Annotated in this window: 21 protein-coding genes and 1 pseudogene; 7 read left to right on the top strand and 15 right to left on the bottom strand. The window is 57.5% G+C overall.

All coding sequences use genetic code 11. The annotated features are described in order from the left end of the window. Positions 1–114 precede the first annotated feature (114 nt). On the bottom strand, positions 115–2,847 hold the full coding sequence (gene secA / locus E2L05_RS14425; RefSeq protein ID WP_133343606.1) for a preprotein translocase subunit SecA: 2,733 nt from the start codon (positions 2,845–2,847) through the stop codon (positions 115–117). A gap of 182 nt (positions 2,848–3,029) precedes the next feature. Here secA and E2L05_RS14420 point away from each other — a divergent pair, with 182 nt between their 5' ends. The 3 genes from E2L05_RS14420 (at position 3,030) to E2L05_RS14410 (ending at position 5,621) form a co-directional block, all read left to right on the top strand. Further along, on the top strand, positions 3,030–3,878 hold the full coding sequence (locus tag E2L05_RS14420; RefSeq protein ID WP_133343605.1) for a peptidylprolyl isomerase: 849 nt from the start codon (positions 3,030–3,032) through the stop codon (positions 3,876–3,878). Between the two features lie 151 nt (positions 3,879–4,029). Beyond that, complete coding sequence (argJ, locus tag E2L05_RS14415; RefSeq protein ID WP_341776754.1) at positions 4,030–5,226, top strand: bifunctional glutamate N-acetyltransferase/amino-acid acetyltransferase ArgJ; 1,197 nt, start codon at positions 4,030–4,032, stop codon at positions 5,224–5,226. After that, entirely contained in the window at positions 5,223–5,621 is a 399-nt protein-coding gene (locus E2L05_RS14410; RefSeq protein ID WP_133343604.1) for a (deoxy)nucleoside triphosphate pyrophosphohydrolase, read from the top strand. The genes argJ and E2L05_RS14410 overlap by 4 nt, the downstream gene beginning before the upstream one ends. Before the next feature lie 493 nt (positions 5,622–6,114). Here E2L05_RS14410 and infB read toward each other — a convergent pair whose 3' ends face one another. The 5 genes from infB to pip form a co-directional block, all read right to left on the bottom strand. Beyond that, positions 6,115–8,607 (bottom strand): translation initiation factor IF-2, encoded by a 2,493-nt coding sequence (gene infB / locus E2L05_RS14405; RefSeq protein ID WP_133343603.1) that lies wholly within the window; start codon positions 8,605–8,607, stop codon positions 6,115–6,117. Beyond that, positions 8,604–9,239 carry an RNA-binding protein gene (locus E2L05_RS14400; RefSeq protein ID WP_133343602.1) on the bottom strand — a complete coding sequence of 212 codons (636 nt, stop codon included), beginning with the start codon at positions 9,237–9,239 and terminating at the stop codon, positions 8,604–8,606. The genes infB and E2L05_RS14400 overlap by 4 nt, the downstream gene beginning before the upstream one ends. A gap of 23 nt (positions 9,240–9,262) precedes the next feature. After that, a complete protein-coding gene (gene nusA / locus E2L05_RS14395; protein ID WP_133343601.1) occupies positions 9,263–10,885 on the bottom strand; it encodes a transcription termination factor NusA in 1,623 nt (540 codons plus the stop codon). A gap of 1 nt (position 10,886) precedes the next feature. Next, entirely contained in the window at positions 10,887–11,504 is a 618-nt protein-coding gene (rimP, locus tag E2L05_RS14390; RefSeq protein WP_133343600.1) for a ribosome maturation factor RimP, read from the bottom strand. Positions 11,505–11,656: 152 nt separating this feature from the next. Continuing rightward, a complete protein-coding gene (gene pip / locus E2L05_RS14385) occupies positions 11,657–12,646 on the bottom strand; it encodes a prolyl aminopeptidase (RefSeq protein ID WP_133343616.1) in 990 nt (329 codons plus the stop codon). Between the two features lie 63 nt (positions 12,647–12,709). Here pip and ubiG point away from each other — a divergent pair, with 63 nt between their 5' ends. After that, on the top strand, positions 12,710–13,474 hold the full coding sequence (ubiG, locus tag E2L05_RS14380) for a bifunctional 2-polyprenyl-6-hydroxyphenol methylase/3-demethylubiquinol 3-O-methyltransferase UbiG (protein WP_133343599.1): 765 nt from the start codon (positions 12,710–12,712) through the stop codon (positions 13,472–13,474). Positions 13,475–13,603: 129 nt separating this feature from the next. Here the strand turns inward: ubiG and E2L05_RS14375 are convergent, their stop codons facing one another. The 4 genes and pseudogenes from E2L05_RS14375 to E2L05_RS21295 form a co-directional block, all read right to left on the bottom strand. Then, a complete protein-coding gene (locus E2L05_RS14375) occupies positions 13,604–14,434 on the bottom strand; it encodes a carbon-nitrogen hydrolase family protein (protein WP_133343598.1) in 831 nt (276 codons plus the stop codon). Position 14,435: 1 nt separating this feature from the next. Then, complete coding sequence (gene grxC, locus E2L05_RS14370; protein WP_133343615.1) at positions 14,436–14,693, bottom strand: glutaredoxin 3; 258 nt, start codon at positions 14,691–14,693, stop codon at positions 14,436–14,438. Between the two features lie 34 nt (positions 14,694–14,727). Further along, on the bottom strand, positions 14,728–15,216 hold the full coding sequence (locus E2L05_RS14365) for a ComF family protein (RefSeq protein WP_341776755.1): 489 nt from the start codon (positions 15,214–15,216) through the stop codon (positions 14,728–14,730). A 48-nt stretch (positions 15,217–15,264) separates the two neighbouring features. Continuing rightward, positions 15,265–15,453: pseudogene (locus E2L05_RS21295) on the bottom strand (double zinc ribbon domain-containing protein); the annotation flags it as partial. A gap of 38 nt (positions 15,454–15,491) precedes the next feature. Between E2L05_RS21295 and E2L05_RS14360 the strand changes: the two are divergent. Beyond that, complete coding sequence (locus tag E2L05_RS14360; protein WP_133343596.1) at positions 15,492–16,337, top strand: methyltransferase domain-containing protein; 846 nt, start codon at positions 15,492–15,494, stop codon at positions 16,335–16,337. A gap of 106 nt (positions 16,338–16,443) precedes the next feature. Continuing rightward, a complete protein-coding gene (gene hemH / locus E2L05_RS14355) occupies positions 16,444–17,487 on the top strand; it encodes a ferrochelatase (RefSeq protein ID WP_133343614.1) in 1,044 nt (347 codons plus the stop codon). 164 nt (positions 17,488–17,651) lie between these two features. Here hemH and E2L05_RS14350 read toward each other — a convergent pair whose 3' ends face one another. Then, complete coding sequence (locus E2L05_RS14350; RefSeq protein WP_133343595.1) at positions 17,652–17,831, bottom strand: hypothetical protein; 180 nt, start codon at positions 17,829–17,831, stop codon at positions 17,652–17,654. Between the two features lie 147 nt (positions 17,832–17,978). Then, positions 17,979–18,578 carry a L,D-transpeptidase gene (locus E2L05_RS14345; protein ID WP_133343594.1) on the bottom strand — a complete coding sequence of 200 codons (600 nt, stop codon included), beginning with the start codon at positions 18,576–18,578 and terminating at the stop codon, positions 17,979–17,981. A gap of 145 nt (positions 18,579–18,723) precedes the next feature. Here E2L05_RS14345 and E2L05_RS14340 point away from each other — a divergent pair, with 145 nt between their 5' ends. Continuing rightward, a complete protein-coding gene (locus E2L05_RS14340; RefSeq protein WP_133343593.1) occupies positions 18,724–19,251 on the top strand; it encodes a CAP domain-containing protein in 528 nt (175 codons plus the stop codon). A gap of 44 nt (positions 19,252–19,295) precedes the next feature. On the opposite strand, the gene E2L05_RS14335 is transcribed toward E2L05_RS14340, so the two are convergent. The 3 genes from E2L05_RS14335 to E2L05_RS14325 form a co-directional block, all read right to left on the bottom strand. Next, positions 19,296–19,799 (bottom strand): L,D-transpeptidase family protein, encoded by a 504-nt coding sequence (locus E2L05_RS14335; protein WP_133343592.1) that lies wholly within the window; start codon positions 19,797–19,799, stop codon positions 19,296–19,298. Between the two features lie 69 nt (positions 19,800–19,868). After that, positions 19,869–20,657 carry an ion transporter gene (locus E2L05_RS14330; protein WP_133343591.1) on the bottom strand — a complete coding sequence of 263 codons (789 nt, stop codon included), beginning with the start codon at positions 20,655–20,657 and terminating at the stop codon, positions 19,869–19,871. Positions 20,658–20,727: 70 nt separating this feature from the next. Beyond that, on the bottom strand, positions 20,728–21,573 hold an 846-nt coding region (locus tag E2L05_RS14325; protein ID WP_133343590.1), incomplete at its 5' end, for a class I SAM-dependent RNA methyltransferase.

The following is a 21,573-nucleotide window of genomic DNA, read 5'->3' as shown; positions in this document are numbered from 1 at the left end:
GTAGATTGCACCGAAAGTCGTACGGTGCAGGACAGTGCTGCCGCTGAGCTGGCCCACGGAAGGCACCATGAAACAACCAGCCCGAGTAGCGGGCCTAGCCCGTGATGTAAAATACTAGGCAAAGCGCCCGTGGCAGTGTTTGAACTTCTTGCCAGAACCGCAAGGGCAGGCTTCGTTGCGGCCGGGATTTCCCCATGTCGAGCGATCGTTTTCGTCGAATTCCGGATTATGCGGGTTCGCTTCGGAGCCTATGGTCGAGTCCGCCTCTGCCAAAGATGCGACGGCGGACTGCGATGGTTGCGACCCGGCCGTTGCGGCCTGTTGCTGCGCAGCCATTTGTTCCATCATCGTCCTGCGCTCTTCTTCGGAAAGAGGCCGGATCATGGCGAGTTTCTGCGTGACTTCTTCGCGAAGGCCATTGAGCAACCCTTCGAACAATTGGAAGCTCTCGTTTTTGTATTCGCTCAAGGGGTCCCGCTGGGCGTATCCCCGGAAGCCGACCACAGACCGCAGATGTTCCAATTTCAGCAGGTGATCGCGCCACTTGCCGTCGATGGTCTGCAGAAGAAGCTGCTTTTCGATGGTACGCATGTTTTCGGTGCCAAAGTCGGTCGCCTTTTTGGCCATCAATTCGTCAGCGGCTTTGGTCAGTCGTTCGCGGATGACCTCATCATCCACGCCCTCTTCTTCGATCCATTGGCCAACGGGTACGTCTACACCCAGTTTTTCAAGCGCGGCGGCATAGAGCCCCGTCCCGTCCCACTGATCCACGTAGGATTTGGGAGGAATGAAGGTTTCGACCAGATCGTCGATGACCTGGTGACGCATGTCGCGCGTGATTTCGGCCACGTTTGTGGCTTCCATGATCTCCATGCGTTGTCCGAAGATCACCTTGCGCTGATCGTTCATCACATCATCGAATTTCAGAAGCTGCTTGCGAATGTCGAAGTTACGGCCTTCAACTTTTGCTTGCGCCTTTTCCAGCGATTTGTTCACCCAAGGGTGCACGATTGCTTCGCCTTCTTTCATACCAAGCCGGGACAGCATTTTGTCCAAGCGGTCAGAGCCAAAGATGCGCATCAGATCGTCTTCGAGCGACAAGAAGAACGAGGACCGGCCTGGATCCCCCTGACGGCCAGAGCGGCCGCGCAACTGGTTGTCGATCCGCCTGCTTTCGTGCCGCTCGGTCGCAAGAACGAAAAGCCCACCTGCCTGCAAAACCTTTTGCTTTTCTTCGGCATGTTCTGCCTCGATGCGGGTGCGCAAGTCGTCGGGGTGGGCCTCTGGGTCGGCGGCAAGTGCCTCGAACACTTTTAACTCGACGTTGCCACCAAGTTGAATGTCGGTCCCCCGGCCAGCCATGTTTGTCGCGATAGTGACGGCGCCAAGTTTGCCGGCATCGGCCACGATCTGGGCCTCTTTTTCGTGCTGGCGTGCGTTCAGAACATTGTGCGGAACGCCTGCCTTTTGCAGCATGGACGACAGCGCTTCGGACTTTTCGATAGAGGTCGTGCCGACAAGAACCGGTTGCCCAGTTTCGTGAGACTTGCGGATTTCCTCGACAATGGCTTCGAATTTTTCGCGGGCAGTACGATAGACGGCGTCGTCGTCGTCCACGCGGGCCACAGGGCGGTTGGTTGGGATTTCCACCACACCAAGGCCATAGATCTCTGCGAACTCTTCGGCTTCGGTCGCGGCAGTGCCTGTCATGCCTGCCAGCTTGTTGTAGAGCCGGAAGTAATTCTGGAACGTCACAGACGCCAGCGTCACGTTCTCGGGCTGAATATTGGCGCCCTCTTTCGCTTCGATTGCCTGGTGTAGGCCATCAGACAGGCGCCGCCCCGACATCATACGGCCGGTGAATTCATCGATCAGCACGATCTGCCCGTCGCGGACGATGTAGTCTTTGTCTTTCTGGAACAACTTGTGCGCCTTAAGCGCCTGAGTGACGTGATGCACCAGCGTGGTGCTTTCCGGATCGTACAGCGTTTGACCCTCTGGCAAAAGGCCAGCCGCCATAAGCCGTTGTTCTATGAAATCGTTGCCTTCGTCCGTGAAGGTGACGTTGCGAGTTTTTTCTTCAAGCGTGAAGTGTTCTTCGACCATTTCAGGGATGAACGTATCGACCGCTTTGTACAGTTCGCTGCGGTCCTGGCTTGGGCCGGAAATGATCAAAGGCGTCCGGGCTTCGTCGATCAGGATGCTGTCAACTTCGTCGACGATGGCGAAATTATGCGGGCGCTGGCTGAGTTGTGCCAAATCTGCCTTCATGTTGTCGCGCAGATAGTCGAAGCCAAGTTCGTTGTTCGTGGCATAGGTGATGTCAGCGGCGTAGGCGGCTTTCTTTTCCGCTTCTGGCTGCTGCGGATAAACCACGCCTGTGGTCAAACCCAGCGCGCCGAAAACTTTGCTCATCCATTCCGCATCCCGGCGGGCAAGGTAGTCGTTGACGGTGACGATGTGCACGCCCTTGCCGGACAGTGCATTCAAATAGGCCGGGAACGTGGCGACCAGCGTTTTACCTTCGCCGGTTTTCATTTCGGCGATGTTTCCGCGATGCAGAAAGATGCCGCCAATCAGCTGGGTGTCAAACGCACGCAGGCCAATAGCACGGCGTGCTGCCTCGCGGCAGGTGGCGAATGCTTCGGGCAGCAGATCGTCAAGATCGGCACCATCGCGAGCGCGAGCCTGCAAGTCGATTGTTTTTGCTTTGATCCCGTCATCGTCCAACTTTTCGATTTCTGGCTCGAGCGCATTAATTTGCGCGACCAGAGGACGAACTGATTTTACCAACCGGTCGTTGGGGGTTCCAAAGACTTTTTTCGCGAGTGTTCCGATACCCAGCACGTGTCACATCTCCGCTTGCGCTGCCCTGGTGAAATGCGGCCCGTGCACGGGTTGCCCCGCACCATCGCACATCCTACAACAGCAGCCAGGACGCCCCGCGTTGCAGACCTTTCGCGATGTAAGGGGCGGTATCTTGAGTGTCAACGTCGCGGCACCGCGCGGCCCTACCCAAAGGAAGCTTCATGTCTCTCCGTTCGAGCCTTTGTCTGACCCCTCTCGTCTTTGCGGCCACGCTGTGCGCAGGGCAGGCACAGGAGCAAGCCAGCGCCGATACTGTGATAGCTACGGTCAATGGCGTGGAAATTACCGCCGGACATCTTTTGATGATGCGCGCGCAACTTCCGCAGCAATATCAGACCCTTCCAAACGATGCGCTGTTCGATGGGCTGATCGATCAAGCGGTTCAACAGCAGCTTCTTGCCGAACAAGTGACCGAACTTGATCTGGTTTCGCGTCTGTCTCTGGAAAATCAGGACCGCAACATGCGTGCAAATGCCGAGGCGCAGCGGTTGTTCGACGCGGAGCTGAACGAAGAGACAATTCTTGCTGCTTATAATGAACGTTATGCCGGCAGTGAGCAGGGGATGGAGTATAACGCCTCCCACATTCTCGTACCTTCCGAGGAAGTCGCCGCCGAAATCGTTGCCGAGCTTGCAGGCGGTGCAGACTTTGCCGAAACGGCTATGGCCAAATCCACCGGCCCGTCTGGGCCAAATGGCGGCAATCTGGGTTGGTTCGGTGCGGGCATGATGGTGCCAGAATTCGAAACAGCGGTTGTCGCGATGGAACCGGGTGAAGTGTCTGGTCCCGTGGAATCGCAATTCGGTTGGCATGTGATCAAGCTTAACGAAGCGCGCCAGGCTGACGCTCCGCCATTGGAAGAAGTTCGGTCGCAACTCGTCGGTGAGATGCAGCAGCAGATCATGGCCGACAAACTGGCCGAGCTTGAGGGGGCTGCAGACATTTCCCGCGCAACGCTTGAAGATGTATCTCCCGATTTTCTGAGCAATCGCGCTCTTCTTGAGAACTGACAAAATCATGAACCAAAAGGCAGCAAACTTGCGGCGTATGCGCCGTCAGATGTCGCGAGCGCGCAGGCTCCATAAAGCCGCTCAACAGTCTAAAGTTGCGAAACCGGTCGGTCCTAAAGTGTCCCCGCTCGCACCGGTTGGCGGTTTTCCTATGCTGCCTATTGTCAAAGGCGTGTCGATTTCCGCAGGTGCGGCCGGGGTGCGGTATCGCAATCGCAACGACGTTATGTTGGCTGTGATGGTTCCCGGAACGGTGATGGCGGGTGTAACGACGCGGTCATCGACCCGTTCCGCCCCGGTTCTTGACTGCGAGGCAAAGCTGGCCCTTGATGTCGGCGGTGAAGTGGGCGCCGCCATCGTTGTGAACTCCGGCAACTCGAATGCATTCACGGGCGCGGGCGGGTTCGCATCGGTCAAGGCGGTTGCGCAAGCTGTTGCCGACGCGACTGGTGTGCCTGAGGCGCGGGTGTTCTCGTCTTCGACAGGGGTGATCGGTGAGGCGCTGCCGCATGACCGCATCGTCGCTGTGTTGGAAAGCCTCAACGCGGGCCTGAAACCGGGTGCGTTTGATGCGGGTGCGCGTGCCATCATGACGACGGACACCTACCCCAAGGGGTCTGGGCGCGAAATATCGCTGGGCGATGCGACGGTCAAAATTGCAGGGATCGCTAAGGGTTCAGGGATGATCGCGCCGGATATGGGCACGATGCTTGTCTATATCTTCACCGATGCGCGGATTGATCAGCCACAGTTGCAGACGATGCTCCGCAGTTTGACCGACACAAGTTTTAACGCCATCACGGTCGATAGTGATACGTCGACGTCAGACACGCTTCTCGTGGCTGCGACGGGCATGGCGGGGCCACAGATCATGCCGGGCAGTGCTGATGCCGATGTATTTCGCGAAGCGCTGTCTGACGTGATGACCGATCTTGCGCAGCAGGTGGTTCGTGATGGCGAGGGTGCCACCAAGTTCTTGGAAGTGCGCGTTTCCGGCGCGGCGAGTGAAACTGATGCGCGCAAGGTGGCCATGTCTGTGGCCAACTCACCTTTGGTGAAAACGGCGGTCGCGGGCGAAGATCCCAATTGGGGACGTGTTGTGATGGCCGTAGGAAAGTCTGGTGCGGCCGCTGATCGGGATAAACTCTCGATCTGGTTCGGTCCGCATATTGTCGCCGAGAACGGCTGGGTGTCGCCAGAGTACCGCGAAGACCTTGGGGCTGCGTATATGCGCCAGCCAGAGCTTGTGTTGCGCGTTGACCTGGGGCTGGGGAATGGGACGACGACTGTGTGGACCTGTGATCTGACCCATGACTATATCAGCATCAACGCGGACTATCGGTCTTGAAGCTCGTCCTTGTTGCTGCCGTCGTTCTGGTCGACCCGGACGGTCGCGTTCTGCTGGCCCAAAGGCCGGAAGGCAAGGCAATGACTGGCCTTTGGGAGTTTCCGGGCGGCAAGGTTGAGCAAGGCGAGACGCCTGAGGCGGCGCTGATCCGGGAATTGCACGAAGAACTCGGCATCGACACGTGGAAAAGCTGCCTTGCGCCACTAACCTTCGCGTCACACGGCTATGACGATTTTCATTTGCTGATGCCGGTTTTCATTTGCAGAAAATGGGATGGAATCGTGCAAGGGCGCGAAGGTCAGGCACTCAAGTGGGTCAAACCCGCCTTGCTTCGCGACTTTCCGATGCCCGAAGCGGACCTTCCATTGATACCGGTGATTCGCGACTGGGTGTAATGCTGCGGTGCGTCATTGGCGTTGAAACATAATTTCGTAGCCAGATCACATATTTGCCGAAAATTTGTTCGCAAAGTGACTGAAAAATGTGCCGTTTTCGTGGAATGTGACACAATTATTAGTGAAATATGAATTCATCTTAACTATAAAGAGAATATGAAAAGTAGCTTTTGGGGAAGAGCAACATGCTTAAGACTATCACAATCGGAACGTGCATCTCTGTTCAGGGAACTTTCGTTCAAGCCATGAATGACGGAAAAATCGCCGTTCAAGTTGGCTCCCGCGTTTTTGAAGGAACACCAGTCGGATCCTAAGCACCGACTGGAAGGAACGCCAGTCGGGTCCGGGCGGACCACTATGTGTTTCCCAACTCCTTCCGCTTTGGCTGGACAGACGTAAGCCGCGAACTTCAAAGTTCGCGGCTCTTTTATTGTCTGATTTAAGTTCAGGTCTGTAGCGCAAAAAAAAGCCCCGGTTTCCCGGGGCGTTTCTTTTATGTCAATGTCCGAGTGACTTCTTCACGTTCGAAGATTTCGATGACATCGTTCGGTCGAATGTCTTCGTAATTTTCGAATGCCATCCCGCACTCTTGACCCGATTGAACCTCTGGAACTTCGTCCTTGAAGCGCTTGAGGGTCTTGAGCGTCCCCTCATGGATCACAACGTTGTCGCGCAGCAAGCGAACACCTGCCGAGCGGCGTGCGACGCCTTCAGTGACAAGACACCCGGCAACCTTGCCGACGCCGGAAACCTTGAACACTTCCTTGATGGAGGCATAACCGATGAACTTTTCACGGATCTCATTAGACAAGAGACCAGATGCCGCCGCTTTCACATCATCCACGAGATCATAAATCACGGAGTAATAACGGATCTCGACGCCCTTTTGGTTCGCAGTGTTCCGAGCCGAGGCATTGGCACGTACGTTGAACCCGAAGACCGGCGCATTTGACGCCTCGGCAAGTCCGATATCACTTTCGGTGATTGCCCCGACGCCGGAATGAAGGACGCGAACCCGCACCTCATCATTGCCGATCTTTTCCATCGCCTGAACGATGGCTTCGGAAGACCCCTGCACGTCTGCTTTCACAAGGATCGGCAGTTCAACGACGTCTTCGTCCGCCTTGGCTTTCGCAAGCAATTGCTCAAGCGTTGTTGCGGCACCCGCTGCGGCGCGTTTGTCCTTAGCGGCCTGATGGCGATATTCTGCGATCTCGCGGGCTTGCGCTTCGGTTTCCACGACGTTCATGACGTCACCAGCTTCCGGCGTTCCGTTAAGGCCTAGAACCTCTACGGGAACGGACGGGCCAGCTTCTTTTACACGCTCGCCCTGATCGTTGATTAGGGCGCGCACCTTGCCCCACTGCTCCCCGACGACAAAGATATCGCCTTGGCGCAGTGTTCCGTTCTGAACCAGAACTGTCGCAACAGGACCGCGGCCCACGTCAAGCTGCGCCTCGATCACGGCACCAACGGCGCTGCGGTCAGGGTTTGCCATGATGTCCAGCAGTTCCGATTGCAGCGCGATGTTCTCAAGCAGTTCGTCCAGGCCCTTGCCGGTGATGGCCGACACTTCAACATCCAACACGTCGCCGGACATTTTCTCGACGATGATTTCGTGCTGCAGCAGGTCAGTCCGCACCTTGTCTGGGTTGGCAGATGGCTTGTCGCACTTGTTGATCGCCACGATCATCGGCACCTTCGCCGCTTTGGCGTGGTTGATGGCTTCGACGGTCTGCGGCATCACGGCGTCGTCAGCCGCAACCACAAGCACAACAATATCAGTCACCTGAGCCCCGCGGGACCGCATGGAGGTGAACGCTGCGTGGCCGGGTGTGTCGAGGAAGGTCAGAACCTGACCGCTATCGGTTGTGACCTGATAGGCACCGATATGCTGGGTGATCCCACCCGCTTCGCCGGCAACAACTTTCGCGTTGCGGATCGCATCAAGGATCGAGGTTTTGCCATGATCGACGTGTCCCATCACGGTAATGACAGGCGGCCGCGGCTTCAGTTTGTCAGGATCATCCACAACGCTGTCGATGACCTGTTCAACGTCGGCGTCCGATACACGCTGCACCCGGTGACCGAAGTCTTCAATGATCAATTCTGCGGTATCCGCATCAATTGACTGATTCTGCGTGACCATCATGCCGTTCTGCATGAGCGCCTTCACGACGTCGGCGACCCGTTCAGCCATCCGGTTGGCCAATTCGGACACCACGATGGTTTCAGGCAGCTGGACGTCACGGACGACCTTTTCGCGCGACTCTTGGCTTTGGGCTTTACGGCGTTCGCGTTCCTGCTTGCGCTTCATGGACGCAAGCGAACGTTGCCGTCCACCTTCGCCGCCTGTCAAAGCTTGGTTCAGGGTCAACTTGCCAGAGCGACGACCGTCGCCCCCCATGCCTTTGCCTTTGGTTGGCGTCTGATCGCGATCACGATCCTGCTTGCGCGGGGTCGGGGCGCCTGTCTTGGTCGGCGTGGCGCGGGCCTCTGAGGGCTGAGCGGTCACAGGCGACGGTGCTGGAGCAGCTTTTGCACGCTCGGCAGCTTGCTTGCGGGCAGCTTCTTCCTTGCGCGCGGCTTCTTCAGCTTCTTCCTTAGCTTTCAGAGCTTCTTCGCGCTCACGCTCTTCGCGCTCTTTGGCCTCGATCTCGGCCTTTTTGCGCTGGCGCTCTTCTGCGCGGCGGAGTTCTTCCGCCTCGCGATCACGCGCTTCTTGCATTTCGTTCGCCTTGGCCAATTGCAGGGCCTTCAGGCGACGCTCCATTTCGGCGTCAGAAATACCTGCAGGACGGCGCGAGGGATCCCCGCCCGATACTGTCGGGTTCTTTGCTGCACCAGGTTTTGGCACCACAACGCGTTTGCGTTTGGTTTCCACAACGACGCTTTTTGTCCGACCGTGGCTGAAGCTTTGCTTCACCTGCCCAGAACGCGGTCCACCGCGAACGCCGAGAGTTTTCTTGCCGTCACTATCGCTCATATGGTCGTCGTACCCTTTCCGGCGGGGCGGTCCCCGACGTGCTTTACGCGCAGGCCTTGCAGCCGTGCGGCTTCCTCTACAACACGCGTTGTGAGTCCGCCACCCGCAAGCGCGCCATGTATCACATTTTCACGTCCAAAAGATAAACCAAGTTCGGACGCGGTCATAAATTCGATCAGACTGTCCGGCCCGTTTGGCGGTCTGAGCTTGGCTTTGCCTCGCTCGGACCCGTCAGCGGCCTGCAACAATATCTGCGCTTCGCCTGACACCAGCCAGGCCTTCGTCTTCTCATATCCTGCCACAGCGGCCCCCGATTTGCGGGCCAACGAGATCAGGTCGGTCACCCTGCGCAGCAACCCGCTTTCGACCATATCAGCCAGATCGGGCGGCGCTGTGACCTGTTTTTTGGCCCCTCGCGAGAAAGCCCGCTTTTGCACCGCGGTTTTAATCGCGTCACGATCAGCGGACACCCACATGCCTCGTCCAGGGAGCCGTTCCAGTATATCCGGCACAACCATATCGCCGGGACCGACAACAAAACGGATAAGGCCCGATTTGCTGTCTCTGTTGCCTGTCACAAGACAACGGCGTTCGGGAGTGTCCCGGTTCTTATCGGTTCCGCCGCGGGTCATACCAGATGTTCCGTTGTCGCGGCTCAGGCTTCGGCCTCATCGTCTTCGGCGGTTTCTTCGCCTTCGCCAAGTTCATCTTGTACCAGTTCCGCAGGATCAACCCAACCAAGTTGCACGCGCGCCGTCATGACGAGGTTTTGCGCTTCTTCAAGGCTGACGTCAAATGGTTCCAGCACGCCGTTGTCCTTGATGCGCTGGCCATCAACAGTTGTCCAGCCGCCAGCGAGTTCCCAGTCGGCGCATGTTGCGAAGTCTTCCAGCGTTTTCACGTCATCCTCTGCGAGGGCGACAATCATCTGTGGTGTGAGACCTTCGAAGTCGAACAACGATTGCTCGACACCCAATTTCTGTGCTTTTTCAAGCGCGGCACGGTTCACCGCGTCGATGTGATCACGGGCGCGGGCCTGCAATTCGCCAGCGGTGGCTTCGTCGACACCATCAATGACCAGGAGTTCGTCGACTTCGACATATGCGACTTCTTCCAAGGATGTGAACCCTTCGGAGACAAGAAGCTGTGCAAAGAACTCGTCCACGTCGAGTGCTTCCATGAACAACTGAGTGCGCAAAGCAAACTCTTTCTGACGGCGTTCGCTCTCCTGGCTTTCGGTCATGATGTCGATATTCAAACCGGTCAACTGACTGGCAAGACGTACGTTTTGACCCCGGCGGCCAATCGCAAGCGACAACTGTTCGTCCGGTACAACAACTTCGATCCGTTCCGCTTCGTCATCCAAAACGACCTTGGAAACTTCGGCTGGCTGCAACGCGTTCACAAGGAAGGTTGGCTGATCTTCGTTCCACGGAATGATGTCGATTTTCTCGCCCTGAAGCTCGTTCACGACGGCCTGAACACGGCTGCCGCGCATACCAACGCAGGCCCCAACGGGATCAATGGAATTATCGTACGAGATCACGGCGATCTTGGCGCGGCTGCCCGGGTCACGAGCGACGGCCTTGATGTCAATGATGCCGTCGTAGATTTCCGGCACTTCCATCTTGAAGAGTTCCGCCATGAATTCCGGCGCCGTCCGCGAAAGGAATATCTGCGGCCCGCGGACTTCGCGGCGCACGTCCTTGATGAACACACGGATACGGTCGTTCGGACGATAGCTTTCGCGCCCGATTTTTTCGTTCCGTCGCAGTACGGCTTCACCGCGGCCAATATCCACGATGATGTTGCCGTACTCTTCGCGGCGGACAACGCCGTTGATGATAGTGCCGGCGCGATCTTTGAATTCTTCGTACTGGCGTTCGCGCTCTGCCTCGCGCACCTTTTGAAGAATCACCTGCTTGGCGGATTGCGCGGCGATCCGGCCCAGTTCAACGGGAGGCACTTCATCGATGATCTCGTCGCCGACCTGGGGATCAGCAAGATAGTCTTTTGCCTGAACAACCGTTAATTCGGCTTGATAATTTTCAAGCTCTTCGTCTTCGACCACAGTCCGGACGCGGGTGAAACGGGCGACGCCAGTCTTGCGATCGATCGACACACGGATGTCCATTTCCGCGCCATAGCGAGACTTCGCAGCACGGGCGAGGCTTTCTTCCATCGCCTCGACCACAAGGCCGGGGTCGATCATCTTCTCGCGGGCCACGGCCTCGGCTGTTTGCAGCAGTTCCAGCTGGTTTGCACTGGTAATGGCCATGTTAGTGATCCTCCTCTTGGGGGGCGGTTGCAGGCGCCTCGGCGCTGTTGGATGGGGTCATCGCATCGTGATCGACGATCTCGTCGAACTGCGTTTCGTCAATTGTACCGGTCGCCTTGCGCTGGCGCAGCATTTCGCTGATCAATTCGTCAGTCAGAACCAGCTTTGCATCGCTCAGCCAGTCGAACTTCAAGCCAATTGTACCTTCTTCAATCTCAACCAGAACTTCGTCGTCTTCAGTTCCGGCAATGATTCCCTTGAAGCGGCGGCGCCCGTCGATCAATTCCGTTGTTTCGATCTTGGCCTCATATCCAGACCATGCGTCAAAGTCCTTCAGGCGGGTCAGCGGGCGGTCGATGCCGGGGCTCGACACTTCCAGCGTGTAGGCTTCTACCAGCGGGTCTTCGACATCCAGCACCGCGGAAACGGCTGTGGAGATCTTTGCGCAATCATCCACTTCGATGCCGCCTTCGGGCTTTTCGGCCATGATTTGCAGCGTCTTGGATTTGCCGCTCATCAGTCGCACACGCACGAGTTCATAACCCAGACCCTCGATCACGGGGGTCAGGATACCGGCCAGCCGCTGGTCGATGGCTGCTTTGGCGATAAGGTCGCTCATGGTGGCACTTTCACACAGTTGGATGGGCAGTGGGATTAGCACAAAAAAACGGGCTCGCGGCCCGTTGGTGTTTCCCGGTGGAGCCTTGGTGTTAACCGCCGCGCCGCTGTTGAGCGTGACTTAGACGCTCTGCGCCGGGTTTGCAAGGCCCATCACAGGCCATAGCTGCGCCTTTGCCGGGTGATTCGGCGCATGACCTGCACCAATTCTGCGCTGATACCCGGCTCTGACAGGGCATGCCCGGCTTGCCCAATCAGCTTCAACTCGGATTTGGGCCATGCTTGTGACAAGTTCCACGCCGAAGCCGGCGGGCAGATCATGTCATACCGTCCCTGAACGATCGTTCCCGGGATGTCGGCCAAGCTAGGCATATTGGCAAGGATCTGGCCGTCGCGTTCCAGAAAACCCTGATTGATGAAATAGTGGTTCTCAAGCCGCGAAAACGCGCGCGCATATTCGGCGGGGCTGTCACCGCTTGCGCCATCATTGCGAATCGATGCCAGCGCGTTTTCCCAAGCGGCCCAAGCACGGGCAAACCGGGTTTCTATCACCAAATCGCCTGAGAAAAGTCGTCGGTTATAGGCGGCAATCAGGTCGCCGCGCTCCTCTTCTGGAACCAATTGAACGAATCGCTGCCAAACATCCGGCCAGAACATGCCGGCGCCGCCGCCATAGAACCAGTCCAGTTCTGATCGCGTCATCAAAAATACGCCGCGCAATACGAGGTATGCCACGCGCTTCACGTGCGATTGAGCGTAAATCAGCGCAAGCGTCGCGCCCCAGCTTCCGCCGAAGACAATCCACCGGCCGATATCCAGTCTCTTGCGAATAAGCTCCATGTCAGCAACAAGGTGCCATGTGGTGTTCGCCTCAACGCTCGCATGGGGGCGGGACCGCCCACAACCACGTTGGTCAAACAGAATGATCCGGTACGTCGCCGGGTCAAAATACCGGCGCATCGTCGGGCTGCATCCGCCGCCCGGTCCGCCGTGTACGACAACCACAGGGATTCCGTCTGGATTGCCGCATTGCTCGACATAAATGGTATGACCATCGCCAACATCCAGCATCCGCTGGTCATACGGATCCAGTGGTGCGTAAAGCACCTGCGACGCGGTCTTTTGTCCTGCGAATTGCTCCATGATCGAACTATATAACGCGCTATTCGCCGCGACCATACGAACCGCCATAAAAAGGAGAGCATGATGACCGAAGCCAATGCAGCTTTTGCAGCAGGGTCGACCGTTGACCCCGCAGAAATCGCTAAGTTTGAGGCAATGGCAGCCGATTGGTGGGACCCGACAGGCAAGTTCAAGCCATTGCATATGCTCAATCCAGTGCGGCTTGATTATATAACACGCCAAATTGCGACAGAATTTGACCGCAATCTATCGGATGCTCTGCCTTTTTCGGGGCTGAGAATTCTGGATATCGGGTGCGGTGGCGGGCTGCTGTGCGAGCCTATGGCGCGGCTCGGTGCAGAAGTTGTGGGGGCTGACGCGGCTGCGCGCAACATTCCCGTGGCGCAGGTTCACGCAGATCAGTCAGGGCTGGCCATCGACTACCGTCATACTACGGCTGAAGATATGGCCGCTGCGGGCGAGCAATTCGACGTCGTTCTCAATATGGAAGTTGTCGAACATGTGGCCGATCCGCTGTCTTACCTGACAGCCTGCCAGCAATTACTTCGACCCGGCGGGTTAATGGTGGCTTCGACACTCAATCGGAACCCGAAAAGCTTTGTCATGGGGATTGTTGGGGCTGAGTATGTGATGCGGTGGCTGCCAAAGGGAACGCACGACTGGAAGAAATTCATCACGCCGGAAGAGTTGTTCGATTTGCTCAAGAAAGCCGGGTTGGACCCGGTTGACCGGAAGGGCTTCACATTCAACCCGGTGCGATGGACGTTCTCGATCTCTGATCGTGATCTGTCTGTGAATTATGTCACGGCGAGTCGCAAACCGGCCTAAGTCAGGCGGCGATTTTTGACTCCGCAGTGGGAAGAGGGCGGTGGTACCCGCCTCCGGCTTTGCGGGTGCGGGGCTTTGAAAATGCCCGCAAGATACAGGCGTTTTTCGAATGCCCTGCTGCCGCGACGCTCAGGGCGCTAGAAATTCTCTGTCATGGCGAAGGGATGGCATCCGACCGCGCGTTTTGGCGACTTCCGTCAGATCAAGGTCAACCATGGTGATTCCCGTTTCCGTGCCTGCATCTGCAATGACGCGCCCCCAAGGATCTATCGCCAAGCTATGCCCCCACGTTTCGCGAAAGCGCCCGTCGCTGCCCACATGTCGGCCTGTTTGAGCCGGGGCCAGGACGAAACATCCGGTTTCAATGGCCCTCGCGCGCAGCAGAACTTCCCAATGGGCTTTACCTGTAGGGACAGCAAAGGCTGAAGGAACAGTCAAAACATGCGCACCAGCCTGCGCGAGGCTGCGGTGCAAGGCCGGGAAACGAAGATCATAGCATACGGTCATCCCGAAACGGCCAATGGGCGTGTCAGCGACCACAGCGGTATCGCCGGGCCTGAACCCATCTGACTCGCGGTAGGATTCGGTGTCTGACAAGACCACGTCGAACATATGTATTTTGTCATAGCGCGCGATAATTTTCCCGTCGGGGCCAATCAGGAACGACCGATTGGCAAAGCGCGCATCCGGGTCTTGTGATTTGAGAGCCAGCGAGCCGATCAAAATCCATATACCGTGCCGAACTGCTGCATCGCGAAGTCCGGCAAGTGTCTGGTCATCATCCTCGACCGTTAAAACGGTGTTTTGGTGGCGCCTGCTCAGCGACACGCAGTTTGTAACCTCCGGCGTCAGAACAATTTGCGCGCCCAACGCTACGGCGGCCTCGATGAAACGCAAAGCAGCCGCCAAATTTTCTGGCGGCTGATCTGTACTTGTCATCTGCACCAAGGCGGTGCGCATGTCAGCCTTTCAGAAGTGGGTCGAGTTTGCCCGACCGTTCCAGCGCAAACAAATCATCGCACCCGCCAACATGCGTTTCGCCGATGAAAATCTGCGGTACCGTATGGCGGCCATGTGCCCGTTGCATCATTTCCGATTTTCGCGATGGGTTGCGAAGAACGTCAATTTCAGTGAATGGCACGCTCTTTTGGTTCAACAAGCGTTTCGCGGCGTGGCAGAACCCGCAGGTCGGCGACGTGTATATCTCAATAGGCTGCATGGGGTCGAAGTATCCTTTGTCTTTCAGCCAGAACTTAACCATCGCGCTTCACCCTTGCCAGTGCCATCACGGAAACCTGTTCTGCACCCGCCTCAAGACAGACCCTGGTGCAGGCATCCAAGGTCGCGCCGGATGTCATGACATCGTCGATCAGCAGCACATCGCGCCCTGCCAGGGCAGCTTTATGGCGCGGTGTGACGACAAAAGCGTTTTCGACGTTGGCAAATCGGGCGTCGGGCGATTTGCCATCCTGAGTCTCGGTGCGCCGTTTGCGTGTCAAAAGGTCGGGGCAAACGGGTAGGTCCAGCCGTTTCGCTACGGCGTTTCCCAGTGCGGCAGCTTGGTTGTATCGCCGCCTCAGAAGTCGCCACCAATGGGATGGAACCGGCGCAATCAAGGTGTTCGGTGTGATCAGCGGGCCTGCGCGTTGGGCCATCCAGTTGGCGAGAGCAGGGGCAAGATCCAACCGATCTCCATGTTTCAACCCAAGAACCAACCGGCGTGCCCCGCCTTCGTACAACATCACTGATCGTCCGCGCACCCAGGGCCGCTGCCTGTCGCGGCAGGAGTCGCAATGCACAGTATGTTCCGTCTCAAGGCCCGGCAAGGGGACTCCGCATAGATCGCAGGCCAGACCTAGAATGAAGGGCGTATCGCGCCAGCATGTGCCGCAAAGTCCGCCGGTGTCTTGAACCATCACGCCGCATTGCAGGCATTGCGGTGGGAAAATTAGTTGTAGCGCCCTATGATGCAAACCCATCGTTGTTTTTCCTCCCGTTTCACGGATACCCGATCGCCATGACCGCCGACCAACGCCCACGTTTGACAGATCGTTTCGCGCTCGAGGCCCATCGCCGCCGTGCGGCAGGCTCAGCGGACCCTGCGCTGTTCCTTCACGATGATACGGTAGACGAGCTCCAAGAAAGACTAAGCGATGTTAACAGGGTCTTTACACGACCGGTGGTTGTAACTGGTCATCCCGATTTTTGGGCAAAAGCTATGCCCAATGCCCGGATTGTTGCCGATGATGAAACGCTTATGTTGGAACCGGGGGCGCATGATCTTGTCGTGCATGCCCTGGCGTTGCACTGGGCCGAAGACCCTGTTGGGCAGCTTGTGCAGTGTCGCCGGGCGCTGGAACCCGACGGGTTGTTCCTTGGATTTACTTTGGCGGGGCAGACCCTTGCCACCTTGCGTACCGCCTTGGCCGAGGCTGAGGTTGCCGTTCGTGGCGGTCTGTCGCCCCGTGTTCTCCCGATGGGAGAAATCCGTGATCTTGGTGGTTTGCTGCAACGCGCCGGTTTCACCATGCCGGTCGCTGACCTGTTTACCCGAAACGTCAGCTATGAAACGGCGTTTCATCTTATGCGCGACCTTAGAGCTATGGGTGAGACCAATGCCTTGGCGGGTCGGCCGCGCCATTTCACCTCTCGCGCCTTGTTCAAGCGTGCCGCCGAAATCTATTCTGAGACTGCAGCGCTTCCCGGCGGGAGGGTCGGAGCGCGCTTTGATCTTGTCAGTCTGACAGGGTGGTCGCCAGGGCCGGACCAACCCCAGCCCAAACGCCCCGGAAGCGCCACAACGCGCCTTGCAGATGCCCTTGGGTCACAGGAAACCCCGTTGCCAGACCTTTCTGGCAATTGACCGCATGGAACTTTCACTTATTTGGTCGAACTAACTTTGCTTTTCACAGAACAGGATGCCGCTTATGCTGGATACGAAATCCCTGACCCCGACGCAGGTGGCTGAAATGTCTTCTGAACACTCCGCGCACCTGCCAGTGAGCCACCCACCCGTGGCCAAGCCGAAGATCGGCGTGTTGCTCGCCAATCTTGGGACGCCGGACAATTACGACTATTGGTCCATGCGGCGGTATCTGAACGAGTTTCTTTCGGATCGGCGCGTCATTGATTACAGCCCGTGGCTTTGGCAGCCGCTGTTGCAGCTTGTGATCCTGTCCACACGGCCCAGCAAATCAGGCGCCGCCTATAAATCGATCTGGAATGAAGCCGACGGCGAAAGCCCTCTGATGACCATCACCAAGGCCCAGACAAAGGCTGTCAAAGCCGAGATGGAAAAGCGGTACGGTGGCGAAGTCGAGGTCGATTTCTGCATGCGCTACGGCAACCCGTCGACCAAGTCGAAGGTTGCGGCGATGACCGCGAATGGCTGCCGCAAGATTCTCTTTTTTCCGCTGTATCCGCAATATGCCGGTGCCACGACTGCAACGGCCAACGATCAGTTCTTCCGCGCCTTGATGGATGAAAAGTTCCAGCCCTCAAGCCGCACAGTCCCAGCTTATTTCGACCGGCCGACTTACATCGAAGCCTTGGCGCAATCGGTTGAACGGGCGTATGGCGCGATGGAAACACGACCAGATATTCTTGTTTGTTCCTATCATGGGGTGCCAAAGCGCTATTTGATGGAAGGTGATCCCTACCATTGCCAGTGCCAGAAGACGACGCGCTTACTCAAGGAAAGGCTGGGTTGGTCAGACACTGACATCGTGACCACGTTCCAGTCAAAATTCGGCCCCGAAGAATGGTTGCAGCCTTACACGGTTGAAGAGGTCGCGCGCCTTGCCGAGGCGGGAAAAAAGAACATCGCGGTCATCGCGCCTGCATTCTCGGCCGACTGCATCGAAACGCTGGAAGAGATCAACGAAGAGATCAAGGAAAGCTTCGAGCATGCCGGTGGAGAGCACTTCACCTACATCCCATGCCTCAACGATGATCCTGCCCATGTCGAAGCGCTTGTCGAAGTAATAGAAGAGAACTTGAAGGGCTGGACCTGAAACTGCGGCTCGGCAATGTGAGTTGGGCCAGCACGCGTTGGCCCACTCATGCGCCGGACTGATCCCGAGAATCACTTCCCATCGATGTCCCTGATTACAGGGACGGCCATAAAAAAAGGGCGGTACCTTGCGGACCGCCCTTTTTAATAGGTTGTGCTGCGCGATTAGCTTGCAGCAGCTGCGCCGATCAGGGCCAGCAGGATAACTGGGATAACCCAACCTGCGTTCGAACCCGAAGTATCTTCTTCGATGATTACGGGCTCTACAATTGGCTCTTCCAGGCCACCGGCGAAACCGGCAGAAGCTGCGACCGAAAGCATGGCGGCGAGTGCGAATGTCTTCATGTTGACCTCCAGTAGGTGCCGCCCAGTGCATTTGGGTGAGGACCGCGGGCGGCGGAATTAGTGTACCTCGTATGATTCCTATAGCCGTGGCACTGCTGAAAACGCAACATATCTTGCAAGTTACGGGTGCAGTGATGCAATTCCGCCTCAGATCAGCAGGACTTGTGTCCCGACTTTGGCAAAGCTGAACAGCTCTTGAATATCTTCGTTGTACAGCCCGATACATCCGTTGGATGATTGGCGCCCGATTTTGCGCACATCATGGGTGCCGTGGATGCGGTAGTACTTCCAAGACAAATAAAGCGCGTGCGTGCCCAGCGGGTTGTCAGGCCCTGGCGGCACAAAAGGGGGCCACTCCGGATTGCGCTTTATCATCGACGGGGTCGGCGCCCAGCTTGGGCCTTCGACCTTTTGGGTGACGCTGGTCCGGCCAAGGCGTGTCATTTCTGCCGACAGCGGCACGCTTGTTGGATAGATCTTGAAGACGCTCTGATCCTCGGACCAATAGTGCAAGCTGCGCGCTTTGGTATCGACCAGAATCGCACCTCCCTTGAGGCTGTCGAAATGCGGCTGCCAACGATGGGCGCGGAACCCCGCAATATTGCGCGTTACGACTTCCGGTTCTTCTTCCGCAAACGGGTCTGTGCTGTCTTGCGCCCAGGCGGGCGCGGCGCTCGCACAGGCGAGGGCGGCACTGCTGCGTAGAAAACTACGCCGGTCAATTTTGAATGGAGTGCGGTTCGACATTAAGATCTCCCAATTCTGCGGGGTTTGCGTGACTATATGGCCCGATTGCCGCAGTGGCAATTCAAGTCGGCGTCAAGTCGCTTGCTAGCGTTTGAAACTGCGGTCTGTGCAGGGTAAGTCGGATACAGCAAACAAAGGGGCAGCCATGTTGCGCATTTCGGGCGTTCTTACCGTTCTTCTGCTGGGCCTTGGGGCCTGTGCGCCACAAAGCGGGCCTTCGGTCTCGTCTGCGGGCGTCTATTCAATCCGTTCGGGGGATGTGGCTGACATCCAATACCGGATGCTTGATTCTGTAAACGCCTTGCGGGCCGGTGCCGGTGTGGCACCTGTCGAGCTTGACGCGCGGCTGACAGCGGCGGCCGAAACCCATGCACGGGATATGTCGCGCCAGCAACGGGCTTGGCCGTTCGGGTCTGACGGATCATCGCCGTATGACCGCATCGGGCGGTCAGGGTATCAGGGAACGCTTGTGGCTGAACTCTATGCCCAGACCTTTGAAACCGAACTCGACACGCTGGCCGCCTGGATCGATGATGGCGCATGGGGCGAAGAAATCCTAAGCCCCGACGCAACTGATATGGGCTTCTCGTGGAAGCAGGACAACACCGGCCTTTTGTGGTGGGTGATCCTTCTGGGTGACGGATCAACACTCGCCGTCACACCTGCATTTTGATGCTCCCAGACTCTGGCGCGCTGTCCCTGCGGGGGCGTCCTTGCCTAGGGAGTGATGTAGATCGGTGTGCCGTCTGTCACCATGGCATAGATCTGTTCCATTTCAGCGTCGGTGACGGCAATGCATCCGGCAGTCCAGTCGCGCCCGTCGCCGGGGGTGTTTGATTCGCCGTGGATAAAGATATCGCCGCCCGGCTTCACTCCCGCCGCCTTTGCTTTGGCGACGTCAGCTCGGTTTGGATACGAAATCCCGATCGACAGGTGATAGGTGCTGTTTGGGTTGCGCCGGTCGATTCGGTATAGACCCTCAGGCGTGCGACCATCGCCGCTTTGTTCCTTGTGGCCCTCGGGTGAAAAGCCAAGATCTATGTCATAGCTTGCAACGACGGTCGTGTCGCTGATCAGGTACATCTTGCGACGTTCCTTGGCGACATAGATCTGTGTAACCTCAGGCCCGTCATACGAGAGGAACTTGGGATCTTTGGGGGTGCTGCACGAAGCCAGCCCGACAAGAGACACCAGCGTTATAATATAGAGTAAGGCGCGCATTTTTTCTGCTCGAAGTTTGTTTCACGCTAAGTGCAAAACACTAAGGTAAAGTTGGCTATACGCAAAGCACTATTGAGACGAGTTCTGATCACCTTTTTGCAAATGCGTCTCAATTTTGCGAAGCCTGTCCAAGACTTCGTCGCGATAGCTCTCGGTCATTGCGACTTCTTCCGCCGAGTGCGCGACTTGCATGGAATTTACGATCAGGCCGACCAACAGGTTCACCACGGCAAAGGTTGTGACCATGATGAAGGGCACAAAGAAAAGCCAGGCTTCAGGATAGACCTCCATCACGGGGCGCACGATACCCATGGACCAGGATTCAAGCGTCATGATCTGGAACAGCGAATAGGCCGACACGCCCAGCGTGCCAAACCAATCAGGAAAGGCCGCGCCGAACAGTTTCGTCGCCATAACGCTGGCAATATAGAAAATCAGTCCCATCAGCAAAAAGACGGACCCCATGCCGGGAAGGGCTGTGATGAACCCCTCGACCACCCGCCGAAGGGCAGGCGCGACCGATACCACCCTTAGAAGCCGCAAAATGCGCAGGGCCCGCAGGACCGACAGGCCTTGGCCTGCAGGAACCAAGGCGATGCCGACAATGGCAAAGTCGAACACATTCCAACCACTACGGAAATAGGCGCTTCGGCGCGCATAAAGCTTGAGCGCGATTTCCATCACGAAAATGCTCAGGCACAGCCGGTCCAGCCCCACGATCAATGGCCCCGCCACCGCCATAAGGCTGTTCGATGTTTCCATGCCCAGCACGATGGCGTTCAGCAGAATCACCGCAATGATCCCGTTGCGCACCTTTGGTGTCTCCAGCCACAGGTCCACGGCCTCGCGTCGTGTCATGGTCTATCCTTTCTCGCCTCGGTCCTGCGGATTTAAGGGCGCGCTTGCGCAGGGAAAAGACCTTGCCGGGTCAGATGCGTGTGATCTGTGCGGCCAATTCCACATGCGGCGACCATCTGAACTGGTCGATCACGTCGATCCAGTCGATTCTATAGCCTGCCTGTGCCAGAACAGCCGCGTCGCGGGCAAAGGTGATCGGGTTGCAACTGACAGCGGCGATTCTGCCGGGTCCGCCTTCGGCCAGTTCCGCGACCTGCGCTGCTGCACCTGCGCGGGGCGGGTCAATCACGACGGCATCGAATCGTTTCAGGTCTTCGGCCATCAAGGGGCGCCGGAACAGGTCGCGCCGTTCGGTCCGCACTGGTTTGAGTCCTTTGGCAAAGCGCCATCCGTGGGCCAAAGCGTCCAGCATCGTAGCCTCGCTTTCGACGGCGAGCACTTCTGCCTTGGTGGCCAGTGGCAGCGCAAAGGTGCCGCATCCGGCGAACAGGTCCAAAATCTGGCGCGCATCTCCTACCGCTTCGCGAACGGATGCCAGCAGCGCCGCCTCGCCTTCTGCCGTTGCCTGTAGAAACGCACCCGGCGGCGGCACCACCTGCGCTGCGCCCATGGGGAGGGCGGGTGCCTCGGCGGTGACGACAATCTCGCCATCCCAACTCAAGCGGGCGATGCCCCTTTGTGCCAACGCCGACAGGATTGGCAAAAGTTCACGGTCGAGTGGTTTTCCCCCGGTGGCGGCAATGTCCATTCCGGCAGGCGCATCGATAACGGCAAACGTGATCTCGCCCTTGCGCGAGCCTGCCGTGCGCGTGATTTCTTCCAACAGTGGAATTGCGGCCAAGATCGCGGGCGTCAGAACTTTGCACCCGTCAACAGCGGTGAGCGTGCCGGATGCGCGGCCGTGAAAGCCCACAAC

It is taken from the genome of Meridianimarinicoccus aquatilis, assembly GCF_004358675.1.
In the GTDB taxonomy this organism is placed as follows: Bacteria; Pseudomonadota; Alphaproteobacteria; order Rhodobacterales; family Rhodobacteraceae; genus Meridianimarinicoccus; species Meridianimarinicoccus aquatilis.
This window is presented reverse-complemented; position numbering and strand designations above follow the sequence as displayed.